This is a genomic window from Pseudoduganella flava, from assembly GCF_007830495.1.
Taxonomy (GTDB): domain Bacteria; phylum Pseudomonadota; class Gammaproteobacteria; order Burkholderiales; family Burkholderiaceae_D; genus Rugamonas; species Rugamonas flava.
On sequence record NZ_VLKW01000006.1, the window covers coordinates 21,027 to 33,581 of the forward strand.

The following is a 12,555-nucleotide window of genomic DNA, read 5'->3' on the forward strand; positions in this document are numbered from 1 at the left end:
TGGAGGGAAGGACTGCCGGGGCAGGCTAGAATGACGCCCCATGAAAGCATTCCTTCCCATTCTTGTCCTGGCCGCGCTGGCCGGTTGCGGAGGCGGTTCGTCGCCCGCCGCGGATGTGCCGCAGCCGCCACCGCCACCGGTTCCCGTCGATCCGCCACCGGCGCCACCTCCCGTGGAGCCGCCCGCGCCGCCGCAGCCGGCACCGGGACTCGACTACTACCGGAACCGTTGCGTCGCCAAGCCCGGTGCCATCCCCGGCACCTTGCAGGACGAGCAAAACTATCTGAGGTTGTGGATCGATGCCACCTACCTGTGGTACCGGGAAGTGCCGACGGTGGACATGAGCGCGTACGGCAGCGCCGTCGATTACTTCAATGTGCTGAAGACCCCGGTGCTGACCGCCTCGGGCCGGCCCAAGGACCGCTATCATTTCAGCTACCCGGATGAGAAGTGGGCCGAGTTGTCCGCCGGCCAGCAGCAGGGCTACGGCGTGACCTGGGTGCGGCGCGGTGACAGCCGGCCGCGCGACTGGCGCGTGGCCCTCGTCGAAGCGGGCAGCCCGGCTGACAGTGCAGGCCTGCGACGCGGCGACCGCCTGCTGGAGATCGACAGCATCGATTTCATCAACGCGACCGGTGACGCTGTCGACAGTCTCAATCGCGCGATCAACCCGGCGCCCGGCACCTCGCACCGCTTCGTGCTCGACCGCGGCGGAGAGCGGATCGGCGCTACCCTGGCGGCGGCCCGGGTGACCGTGGCGCCGGTGCAGAACACCCGTGTCATCGATACCGCCGATGGTCGGGTCGGATATCTGACATTCGGTAGTCACATCGCGGCGGCCGAGGCCCAGCTGATCGCAGCGGTGACGACGTTGCGCGACGCCGGCGTGACCGATCTTGTTCTGGACATGCGCTACAACGGCGGCGGCTTGCTGAGCATTGCCAGCGAGCTGGCCTACATGATCGCCGGGCCCGGTGCGACGACTGGCAAGACGTTCGAACAAACGCTGCCGAACGACAAGAGCCGGCAGTCGTTGCCGATCCCATTCATTGCGAAGACGTTGCGCGGCCAGGTGCTGCCCGCGCTGAACCTGAAGCGCGTGTTCGTGCTGGCCGCCCCCGGCACCTGCTCGGCCAGCGAGTCGGTCATTAATTCGCTGCGCGGCATCGACGTGGAGGTGCACCTGATCGGCGGTACCACGTGCGGCAAGCCATATGCTTTCCTGCCGACGTCTCATTGCGGCACGACGTACTTCGCGATCCAGTTCCAGGGTATCAATGCAAAAGGTTTCGGCGATTACAGCGATGGCTTCGCGCCGACCTGCACCGTCGCCGACGACCTCGCGCATCCGGTCGGCAGCAGCGGCGAGGCATTGCTGGCGACGGCGCTGCATTATCGCACCGCCGGCGAGTGCCCCGTTCCCTCGGCGGCGGCACGCAGCGCGGCACGGCTGCCGGCGCTGGTGCCGGTGCGACCCGAAGCGGCGGAGGTCACGGTGCACGACCTGCCATGAGCGCATAAGAAAACGCAAAAGGATTCTTTCAAAAAAGGCAAAAGTCCTGCTATGGTTGGGTTCCCATCAGGACCAATCATGCCGACAATGAAGACCAAAAATCTGATCGCCGCCGCATTCTGCTCACCTTTCTGCGGCGTGCCCTTGCTGGCGCACGCGCAGGTGGACACCTCGCCAGAAGCGGGTGCCACCGTCGTCGTCACCGGCTCGCGGATTCCGCGGGCCGGCCTCGAAGGACCCTCGGCCGTCACCGTCGTCACCGGCGAGGACATCACGCGCCAGGGCTACAAGAACGTGTTCGACGCGCTGTCGAACCAGCTGCAGAACAGCGGCTTCACGCAGGGCGCGGACTTTGGCAACACCTTCACGCCGTCGGCCAACGCGATCAGCCTGCGCGGCCTGGGGCCGAACCACACGCTGGTGCTGCTGAACGGCCGCCGCCTGGCCGACTTCCCGATCGCCTACGAAGGCACCGTCAACTTCACGAACCTCGCCAACATCCCGTCCTCCGTCGTCGACCGCATCGAGATCCTGTCCGGCGGGGCATCGGCCATCTACGGCTCGGATGCGATCGCGGGCGTCGTCAACATCATCCTGAAGAAGGAGGTCAAGGGCTACGACGTCAACGTGAAGCTGGGCGGCACGAGCCGCGGCGGCGGTGCCGAACGGCGCGTGCAGTTCACCGGCGGACAGTCGTTCGACCGGCTGCACACGCTGTTCGCGCTGGAAGCGAGCGAGCGCAATCCGATCGATGCCACGCAGCGGGACTTCATGGACACGCGCTCCGGCACGCCGTCCTCCGTGCTGTCGCGCCGCAACGTGACGGCCGGGCGCTACATCGATCCGGGCGACACGTGTGCCGCCATCGGCAACCTGTTCGATAACAGCGTGATCCGCTACACGTCGCGCACCGGCAGCTATTGCGCCAGCCCGAAGGTGGGCCCGCACTACTGGAGCGTGCAGACCAGGAACCTCAGCAAGAATGCGTACGGCAGCGTCACCTACGACCTGAACGACGACCACACGCTGTTTGCCGACGTGCTCGCGGGCGCGAACACGACGCAGAACAATACGCGCGGGCTGTCGTGGACTTCCGCGTCGACGGGCAACAGCTACTTCCTGAATCAAAACACCGGCAACTACGAAGCGTGGACGCGCTACATCGCGCCGGAAGAAATGGGCGGCGTGGAACAGTTCTACCGCACGTGGAACGACCGGGCGTTGGCCGCTTCGCTGGGCTCGCGCGGCCGCATCGGCGGCACGGGCTGGCGCTACGAGGCAGGCTACAGCGCGTCGTGGTACAAGAGCGAGAACCACGTGCCGCGCGCGCTGGCCAACATCGACAGCTTCTTCCTCGGCCCGCGCGTGGGCACGGACGAAGACGGCGTGGCGATCTACGCGCCCGATCCGGCCCGGCTGGCGCGCCCGTTGACGCCGGCCGAATTCGGCGCCGTCAAGGGCCTGTCGCACAGCGAGGACGAGTCGTGGACGCACACGCTGTCCGTCACCGCCAACGGCCCCATGCTGCAACTGCCGGCCGGCCCGCTGCAACTGGCCGTCGTTGCCGAGGCGGGGCGGCAGGGCTTCTCGAACCGGCCCGACCCGCGCATCAACGAAGGCTACTTCAACACTGCCACGCGCAGCGACGTGACGGCCGGCACGCGCACGCGCTATGCCGCCGGCGCCGAAGCCAGCATCCCGATCGTGCGGCAGCTGACCGGCACGCTGGCCGGCCGCTACGACCGCTACGAGTTCGCCGACCGCAGCAACGGCAAGTTCACCTACAACGCCGGGCTGGAACTGCGGCCCGCGAAGGAGCTGCTGCTGCGCGCGACGCGGTCGACGAGCTTCCGCGCGCCGGACATGAACTACATCTACAAGGCACGCGGCACGGGCTACTACTCGTCCACCACGGATTACTACCGCTGCGGCCTGGCCGGCCAACCGCTCGACACGTGCGAGTACGCGAACGTGTCGCCGGGCGCCGACTACGTGCAGTACGGCAGCCGCGACCTGAAGCCGGAGCGGGGCCGTTCGTACGGCGCCGGCATCGTGTGGTCGCCCAGCACGGCGTTCGACGTGTCGGCCGACTACTGGAACATCCGCATCGACGACCTCGTGACGAACCTGTCGGCCGACACGCTGCTGCGCGACGAGGCGACCTGCCGGCTGGGCCAGCAGGACATCGCTTCGCCGACCTGCGTCGATGCGCTGGCCCGCATCACCCGCTATGCCGCCGATTCGCTCGTCAAGCCGGGCGAGATCAAGGAGATCCGCGTCAACCCGATCAACGCGGCGCAGCAAAGCACGAGCGGCTTCGACGTCAGCGCGAAGTACGCGTTGCGCACGGCCGGCTATGGCACGTTCACGCTGCGCGGCGCGTACACGAAGACATTGACCTTGCGCTCGAAGCAGTTCGCCGGCGACGCGGTGTCCGACGACCTGCACAACCTGGAAGGCACGGACTGGCCGGACAAGCTGGCCGCGAGCCTGAACTGGAACGTGGGGCCGTGGTCCACCACCGTGTTCGCGACGCGCTACGGCAAGATCCCGAACGCCGCGCAGACGGCGTACCTGTCGCCGACCACGCTGGTCAACGCGAGTGCCGTGTACCAGGTGAACAAGCGCTTGAGCGTGTCGCTGATCGTCAACAACGTCGCCAACCGGATCAAGTCCGATACGTCGGGCGGCTGGCCGAACTACCCGGTCGGCAATTACAGCCCGGCGGGGCGTACCGGCTGGGTCGAGTTGAACTACCACTTCGGGACCTGATGTGTACTGCACCGGCCGGCATCATGTAAGATGCTCCGGCCGAGCGGGACCGGCACGCGATCCGTGCCGGTCCCGTTTTTTTTTCGTCCACCTGTCCGGAGCCTGTAGATGATTCTTCGCACCGCCCTGTCGCTCGCAATCGCCGCCGCCGTCCTGCCATCGCACGCCGCCCCCGTTCTCACCACCGTTGCCGAACGCTCCGGCTTCGAGGCCACCGGCCGCTACGACGAAGTGATCAAGCTGTGCGCGGACTTCCAGAAGGCTTATCCGAAGGCGGTGCGCTGCTTCGAATTCGGCCGCACGCCGGAGAACCGGCCGATGCTGGCGCTGGCCGTGTCGAAGACGGGCGCGCTGACGGCCGCGGAAGCGAAGAAGCGCAACCTGCCCGTGCTGCTGGTGCAGGGCGGCATCCACGCCGGCGAGATCGACGGCAAGGACGCCGGCTTCCTCGCGCTGCGCCACTCGCTGGAAGGCAAGGCGGCAAGCGGCACGCTGGACAAGCAGGTCGTGCTGTTCGTCCCCGTATTCAACGTGGACGGGCACGAGCGCTTCGGTCCGAACAACCGCCCGAACCAGCGCGGCCCCGTGGAGATGGGCTGGCGCGTGACGGCGCAGAACTACAACCTCAATCGCGATTACGTGAAGGCCGATGCGCCCGAGATGCAGGCGATGCTGGCGCTGGTGAACCAGTGGGACCCGCTGGCCTACATCGACCTGCACGTGACGGACGGCGCGAAGTTCGAGGCGGACGTGTCGATCCAGGTCGAGCCGGTGCACGGCGGCGACGCGGCGCTGCGGGCAGCCGGCACGGCGCTGCGCGACAACGTGATCGCCGACCTGCGCAAACAGGGCTCCGATCCGAAGCACTTCTACATCTCGTTCGCGAAGACGGACGACCCGCAGTCGGGCTTCATCGACGAGATGTCCACTGCGCGCTACTCGACCGGCTACTTCTACCTGCGCAACCGCTTCGGCATGCTGGTCGAAACGCACTCGTGGAAGGATTATCCGACCCGCGTGAAGATCACGTACAACACGATCGTCTCACTGCTGGACCAGGTGGCCACGCACGGCACCGAATGGCGCACGGCGGCGCTGGCGGCGGATGCGCGCGCGGCGGCGCTGGGCGGCCAGGACTTCCCGCTCAGCTACAAGACGACGGACCAGACGCACACGATCGACTTCCGCGGCTACGAATACAAGCGGGTGCCGTCCGACGTCTCGGGCGGCACGTGGACGCAATACGACGAAACGAAGCCGCAGCTGTGGAAAGTGCCGCTGCGCGAGGAGATCGTGCCGGACTTCGTCGTCAAGGCGCCGGCCGGCGGCTACCTCGTGCCCGCCGCCCATGCCGCCGCCGTCGGCGCGAAGCTCAAGCAGCACGGCGTGACGTTCAAGGTGCTGGCGGGCGCGCCGGGCAAGGTCGACGTGGAAGCGTTCCGCGCCACCGAGACGAAGCTCACCCCTCAATCGTTCGAAGGCCACCAGATGCTGGCGGTGAAAGGGGCATGGAACGCGGAACAGCGCGACGTGGGGCAGGGCGCGTTGTTCGTGCCGATCGCCCAGCCGAAGGCGCGGCTGGTGATGACGATGCTGGAACCGCAGGGCGCCGACTCGCTGCTGGCCTGGGGCGCGTTCAACACGGCGTTCGAGCGCAAGGAGTACATGGAGGAATACGTGGCCGAGGAAGTCGCGCGCGAGCAGCTGCGCGACCCGGCCGTGGCGGACGCGTTCAAGGCAAGGCTGGAGAGCGACCCCGCCTTCGCGAAGAGCCCGCACGCGCGGCTGGAATTCTTCGCGAAGCGTCATCCTTCGTGGGATGAACGGTTCAACCTGTACCCGGTGTACCGCACGGCGCGCACGTACTGACGGGGCGGCGGCTTTCCGATCCCGGCGCGACCGTGAGAGAATGCACGTCTCATTTCTCCCGCGGCGCCGTCCTGGCGGGCCGCTGCAACAGAAGACGAATCATGAACGTTAGCGAAAAATCACGAACCCCCGCGGCTGCGGAGGAACCGGACAGCGGCTCGGACGCTCCGATGTCCGTCACGTCCAAGCGCTTCGAGCTGCTCGAGGGCGGCATCCGCCGCGCAACCGGAAAGGCGATCAAGGACTTCAACATGATCGAGGAGGGCGATCTCGTGATGGTGTGCCTGTCCGGCGGTGCCGACAGCTACACGATGCTCGAGACGCTGCGCCACCTGCAGCGCATCGCGCCGATCGAGTTCCGGCTGGTCGCCGTCAACCTGGACCAGAAGCAGCCGGGCTTCCCGGAACACGTGCTGCCCACCTATCTCGACGGTATCGGCGTGCCGTACCGGATCGTCGAGCAGGACACGTACAGCATCGTCAAGGAAAAGATCGAGCCGGGCAAGACCACGTGCTCGCTGTGCTCGCGCCTGCGCCGCGCCATCCTGTACCGCACCGCGAAGGAACTGGGCGCGACCAAGATCGCACTGGGCCACCACCGCGACGACATCCTGCACACGTTCATGCTGAACATGTTCTATGGCGGCTCGATCAAGACGATGCCGCCCAAGCTGCGTGCCGACGATGGCGAAAACATCGTCATCCGTCCGCTGGCGTACTGCAAGGAAAGCGACATCAAGAAGTACGCGGCCGCCAAGGGCTTCCCGATCATTCCATGCAATCTGTGCGGCTCTCAGCCGAACCTGCAGCGGCAGGCGATGCGCGAAATGCTGAATGGATGGGAAAAGACCAATCCGCTGTGGGTGCGCAGCATGATGACGGCGATGCAGAACGTGGTGCCGTCGCACATGCTCGACCGCGAGCTGTTCGACTTCACGACTTTTGAGACGCTGGGCAGCCGTTCGTTCGACGGCGATATCCTGTTCGATGCCGAGAACACGGCCGAAACGGGCGGCGGCGTCGTGAAATTCCTCTGAGTCCGAACAAAGTGTTTTCGCCGGGCCCGGCACTGTTGTAATTGAACAGTCATTTGCTAAGCAACCTGCATAAATGGTTGTTTAATTGCAAAGCTCTGTTACGATAGTTCCTGCCTGAGAGGACGGGGACACACCTTCCCAGGGCACTTTTCCAGACATTGCGACCTTAGGGAAGGGGGAGCCATGGACAACATGGATGGCATCGATGCTTCGGTGCCCGATCCGTTGTCGCCGTTCGGCGCGCTGATGAGTGCGGCGTCCGATGGGGAGGCGATGACACAGCTGCAGGCCGCCGTGCGCAGCCTCGGCTTCGAACAGATGATCTTCGCCGTCATGCCGCGGCCGAACGTCAATCCGGCGGACGTCTACCTGCGCAGCAACTACCCGCAGGCCTGGCGCAGCTACTACGACGAGCATCGATTGCGCGAAACGGACCCGACGGTGGAGTACTGCTTCAAGGCCAGTGCGCCATTCATCTGGATGCCGCAATCGTTCAAGACCGATGCGCAGCACGCGCTGTACGAGGAAGCGGCGACGTTCGGCCTGCGGGTCGGCGTGACGTTGCCGATCCGCGGACCGGGCGGCGAGGTGGGCATGCTCACCTGCGTGCGCGACCAGCAGCCCGGCGCGGCATTCCTGAAGGACCTGAACCACCACCTGCCGGGCCTGACGCTGCTGCGCGACGTCGCCTTCGATGCGATGAAGCCGTACGTCCGTCCGGCCGAGCCGCCCGAGGAAGCGCCGGTGCTGACGGCGCGCGAACTGGACGTGCTGCAGTGGATGGCGGCGGGCAAAACCGCATGGGAGATCGGCCGCATCCTCAGCATTTCGGAGGCGGGCGTCAATTTCCATATCGGGAACCTGCGCACCAAGTTCGCCGTCGGCAAGCGCAACGACGTGGTGCTGAAGGCGATCCGCCTTGGCCTGATCAGCCTGCCGGGCTGACGGCGTCGCGCAATGCGTGCAGCGGGCCGCCGTCGTGCGGGGGCGCCGGCGCCGGGGCAGGTACGCGCGCCTGCGCCAGGTCGGCGTCCGAGACGACGCGCAGCAGATATAGGCGGATCAGCAGCAGCACCGGCAGGGGAATCGGCATGCCGCGCTCGAAGCGGCTGCCGCTCGACTGCGTGACGCCGAAGCGGTTCCAGAACTCCGTCTGGTTTTCGCGCAGGATGTAGCGCAGGTCGCGCATCAGCTGCTTGTCTTGCGGCGTGAGCCAGTGCTGCGCGGGCGCGGCCGCCGCGCGCCCGGCAAAAACTTCATCGTTCATTGGGATCTCCGTGAGCTGGCGTCCCCGGGTGGGGGCGCCGGCGGTTCAATGCAGCGTGCCGAACAGGGCCTTGCGCGTCGTTTCGCCCAGGTGGATTTCCAGTGCGATGGCACGCTCGACACCAATGCGCAGCGGCGGCCCCATGCGGGTGGTCTCGACGCCGGCATGGCGCAGCAGGCGTTCAACCGCGGTCGTCGTGACCGTCACATACTTCGCGATATCGTGCTCGTCGGCGAACTGGACGATGGCGCGCATCGCGATCAGCGCCCGCTCGGCAAAGCCGTATTGGCTGTCGCCTTCCGTCTCGATCGCAAACCGGCTCAGTTCCCAGATGCGCTTGTCCTGCGGGGCGGCTGCGCCATGCAGCAGTTCCGGGAATGTATCCTTCAGCATGTACGGCCCGTCGGTCGGCATCATCCTCCAGCAGCCGCACACCTTGCTCGCCTCGTCGCGAATCACCATGTAGTGCGGTTCCAGCGCGTCATACCCATCGATTTCCATTCCCGCCAATACCGGAACATCCCATCCCATCCGATCGCGGAATACTTTCGCACGCAATACATGCAGGGCGTGCAGGTCGTTGCGATCGAAATGATTGCGCTGTCCAATTTGAATCATCGAGCCCATTTTATTCTCCTGGCGGTAGTTGGCGATATTCGGTCTAGGGAATCCGGTTTTGCGTTTTTATTTGCGCTCAACCGATGTGGCTACTTTATGCAAACAGGGTAAGCCGCAAAACTAGCAGGACAAATAGTGGAATGGCGCCGACAACCTAGCAGTTCTGCTAGCGCGGCGCCGGCGCGATGGTGCTAAGCGCGCGGCACGCGCGCGCCTGCGCTCTATGAAACCCGGGGAGAGCGTGTATCCATGCGCCATTGCGACGGCTGGGCCGGTGCGCGGCGGCAAGCGCTGGCGGCGGCGCGATGCCCCGGTTCGCTTACCTATCAGTTCTCCTAGCTGTCCAGCAAATGGCGTTTCGATAATATGACTTCACCACATCGCGTGGCGCAGTAAATAAACCGAACTTAACCTGATAGGAGAATCACCATGAAAAACGACATCAAAGCCGCCATCCCCGCCGACACCACCGATAACAAAGCCGATTCGCTGGCCGATATCGCGCAAGAAAACTTCGAAGTCGAGGACATCAACGACCTGAATATGTTCGCACCGCTGTCCGATATTTCGCTGTGCAGCAGCAGCAGCACCAGCTCCTGCAGCTCCTGCTGCTCCTGAACGGATTAATTCCGTTGACAAGGCGGTGATGGTCGGAACGGCGTTGCGACCATCGCCATTTTTTTTCAACCGCGCCCGATGGCGCGTATCCAGGCCAAGGCGCGCCAGCCTGCGCGACGCCGGGCATGGACCCCCGTGATGGAGCCGACGTGTCGAACATCGCCCTCAAAACTGTAGAGCCGGTCGGCCACGACCGTGATCCAGACCGGATTTCGACCGTGCTGTCGCCGCTGTTCCTGTTCCGCCTGGCCGGCCTGCCGCTGGCGGCGCTCGGCGCGATCGAATCGTGCAATGTGCGCACCCTCGTCGAGCGCATCGATGGCCACCAGGCCACGCTGCAGGCGCTGGCCGAGCCGCTGAGCGCACAACTGCACGGGATCATCAACGTGCTCGCCAAGGACGACGCGCTGCGTACCGATATGCGCGAGCTGATCGAATTGAAACGCGCGGTGCACAATGGCCGCGCACCGAAGCGTGCCGCCGCCCTCGACGTGGCGCGCCGCTACCTCGATGGCGCCCAGGCGGCACAGCTGGATGCCTGGGCCGCCGCCGCCCAGGGCCAGAAGGACAGCCTGGCCGGCTGCGCGGACGCCCTGGCGCAAGACCTGGAAGCCTCGCGCGTGGCGATCCATGGATGGGCGAACCGCCCCGTCTTCCAGCGCGCGCTGCAGATCGCCAATGCCCAGCTCGAAGAAAAGCTGGACCGCTATTTTGCGCGCCCGGAAGCGCAGATCACCCATAAACACCGGCTGCTGGACAATGCACTGTTCGGCTACTTCCTGCGCGCCTGCACCAAGACCAGTCCATTCAGCACGTTCGGTATCGTGTCCCACGGCCTGTGGAGCGACCTGCCTGCCGCCGCCCCGGCCCACCTGGCGCAAGGCTTCGGCTACCGCACCCGGACGCGCCTGAACGCGGCACTGCTGGCGCGCATGGCATCGTCGATCGCGAAAGCGAAGATCGCGCGCGCGACGGTGGAGCTGCGGCTCAACCCGACGGCGCTCGTCAACGAGGACCGCGTGCACTTCCTGCGCCTGCGCTCGCGGCCTCTGTCGCGCCTGATGGCGTTCGGCTCGCTGACGTCGCACGGCATGTTCAGCATCGCGCTGACGGACCCGCTGCGGCGGATGCTGGAGCTGTTGCGCGCCACTCCGGCGCTGCCGTTCCGCAGCCTCGTCGAGGCGCTGGCCGGCAACGGCCAGTCACCGGGCGAAGTCACCTCGTGGCTGATGTACCTGCTCGACGTCGGGCTCGTCGAATCGACCGATACGTACGACGCCGGCAGTTACCGCGACCTGCTCGAACACGTGCGCCGGGGCGCCGCCGAGATCGGCGCCGACGTGCTGACCCGCTTTGTCGAGCGGGCCGACGCGATCACCGGGCAGATGGATACGGACGACGTGGCGCGCCGCCGCGAGCTGCTGGGCGGGATCGCCGCGGCCGTCGGCGACCTGGAGACGGAGGCGGACGGACTGCAGCTGAAACTGGAGTCGTCGACGATCTTCTACGAGGATGCCGCCCTGGACGGCGGCCGCCATGGCCTGCCGTTCGCGGGCAACGCGGAACTGATCGGCAACCTGAAGACGCTGCAGCAGCTGCAGCCCGTCTTCGACGTCAACGCGCCGCTGCGCGCCGCGCTGGCGGAGTATTTCAAGAAGCGCTTCGGCGCCGGCGGCGTCTGCACCGACGTGCCGCGCTTCTCGGAGGAATTCGCGCGCGAATGCGCGGGCCCGTTCCAGAACGTCAGCGCCGAGGCCAAGACGATCGAGTATTTCGACGCCAGCTTCGACACGCGGCACAGCGCCAACATCCGCGCCTCGCGCGTGCTGCACAGCCTGCGCAACCTGACGTTGCGGCACTTGCGCAGCCTTGGCCGGGCGGGCGGCACGGACGAGATGGTCATCGATCCGGCCCGGTTGGCGGCATTGCGCTCGCAGATGCCGACCCGGCTGCATGGCGTGTATTCGGGTTCGCTGTTCATGCAGCCCTGCGCGGGCGATGCCCGGCAATGGGTGCTCAACAAGGTGTATGGCGGCTCGGGCCAGCTCATGTCCCGCCTGCTGTACCTGTGGCAGGACGATCGCGACGACCTGGCGACGCGCACGCTGCGCGCCTACATCGCCGCCAACGTCCCGCCCGATACCGTGGTGGCCGAACTGCCGGGCAACGGCGACTCGAACCTGAACTTCCACCCGGTGCTGGTGGACCACGTGATCGGCGGCGCGCCGCGCACCGATGGGCCGCACGAGCGCGTGCACATCCCCCTTGCCGAGCTCCTCATCCGCCACGACCCGCCCACCGATACGCTCGAGCTGGTGTCGGCGCGCGACGGTCGGCGCGTGCTGCCCGTCTATCTCGGCGGCCTGGTCAGCGAACTGCTGCCGGACGTGCAGAAGATGCTGCTGTTGTTCGGCGTGGCCACGTCCGTGTCGCTGCCGAGCTGGGACCGGCTGTTCCATGCCCGCGAAGTCACCGCCATCGACGCCTATCCGCGCGTGCGTGTCGGCAACGTCGTCGTGCTGCGCCGCATGTGGGCGATCGCGCCCGCCCTGGTGCCGCGCCGTGCGCCGGGCGAGAGCGACGCGGAGCTGTACCTGCGTACCCGGAACTGGTGCCGCGAGCACGGCGTGCCGGCGCGCAGCTACATCACGTTCACCCGCACCGATTCGGTGGAGGCAAACCAGCGCAAGCCGATGTTCTTCGATCTCGCCAGCATCCGTTCGCTGCTCGCGTTCCAGAAGGAGCTCGAGAAGCACGAGGGCGTGCTGTGGCTCGCCGAGCCGCTGCCCGACCCGGTGCCGGACGGCGCGCGCCACCACTGCGAATACATCTTCGACCTGACCTCCATCACGAGGAGCTGA

The 12,555-nt window shown here is 66.2% G+C and carries 9 protein-coding genes; 7 read left to right on the top strand and 2 right to left on the bottom strand.

All coding sequences use genetic code 11. From position 1 onward, the window contains the following. Positions 1 to 40 precede the first annotated feature (40 nt). From IP92_RS16045 to IP92_RS16065, 5 genes are all read left to right on the top strand, one after another. Positions 41 to 1,513: a S41 family peptidase gene (locus tag IP92_RS16045; protein WP_145876752.1), complete on the top strand. Its 1,473-nt coding sequence runs from the start codon at positions 41 to 43 to the stop codon at positions 1,511 to 1,513. 87 nt (positions 1,514 to 1,600) lie between these two features. Then, positions 1,601 to 4,285, top strand: coding sequence for a TonB-dependent receptor plug domain-containing protein (locus tag IP92_RS16050; RefSeq protein ID WP_145876754.1), 2,685 nt, complete (start codon positions 1,601 to 1,603; stop codon positions 4,283 to 4,285). A 111-nt stretch (positions 4,286 to 4,396) separates the two neighbouring features. Further along, a complete protein-coding gene (locus tag IP92_RS16055) occupies positions 4,397 to 6,154 on the top strand; it encodes a M14 family metallopeptidase (protein WP_199271991.1) in 1,758 nt (585 codons plus the stop codon). Between the two features lie 170 nt (positions 6,155 to 6,324). Next, on the top strand, positions 6,325 to 7,191 hold the full coding sequence (gene ttcA, locus IP92_RS16060) for a tRNA 2-thiocytidine(32) synthetase TtcA (protein WP_145876758.1): 867 nt from the start codon (positions 6,325 to 6,327) through the stop codon (positions 7,189 to 7,191). Between the two features lie 183 nt (positions 7,192 to 7,374). Further along, the gene (locus tag IP92_RS16065) at positions 7,375 to 8,136 is read left to right on the top strand and encodes an autoinducer binding domain-containing protein (protein ID WP_145876761.1); all 762 of its coding nucleotides are present in this window, start codon (positions 7,375 to 7,377) and stop codon (positions 8,134 to 8,136) included. Here IP92_RS16065 and IP92_RS30220 read toward each other — a convergent pair. Together IP92_RS30220 and IP92_RS16075 are read right to left on the bottom strand one after the other, a co-directional pair. Continuing rightward, positions 8,120 to 8,458: a hypothetical protein gene (locus tag IP92_RS30220; RefSeq protein ID WP_199271793.1), complete on the bottom strand. Its 339-nt coding sequence runs from the start codon at positions 8,456 to 8,458 to the stop codon at positions 8,120 to 8,122. The genes IP92_RS16065 and IP92_RS30220 overlap by 17 nt on opposite strands. 45 nt (positions 8,459 to 8,503) lie before the next feature. Continuing rightward, the gene (locus IP92_RS16075) at positions 8,504 to 9,085 is read right to left on the bottom strand and encodes an acyl-homoserine-lactone synthase (RefSeq protein WP_145876763.1); all 582 of its coding nucleotides are present in this window, start codon (positions 9,083 to 9,085) and stop codon (positions 8,504 to 8,506) included. A 420-nt stretch (positions 9,086 to 9,505) separates the two neighbouring features. On the opposite strand from IP92_RS16075, the gene IP92_RS16080 reads away from it, so the two are divergent. Together IP92_RS16080 and IP92_RS16085 are read left to right on the top strand one after the other, a co-directional pair. Further along, positions 9,506 to 9,694 (top strand): hypothetical protein, encoded by a 189-nt coding sequence (locus IP92_RS16080; protein WP_145876765.1) that lies wholly within the window; start codon positions 9,506 to 9,508, stop codon positions 9,692 to 9,694. A 149-nt stretch (positions 9,695 to 9,843) separates the two neighbouring features. Next, complete coding sequence (locus tag IP92_RS16085) at positions 9,844 to 12,555, top strand: lantibiotic dehydratase (protein WP_158206776.1); 2,712 nt, start codon at positions 9,844 to 9,846, stop codon at positions 12,553 to 12,555.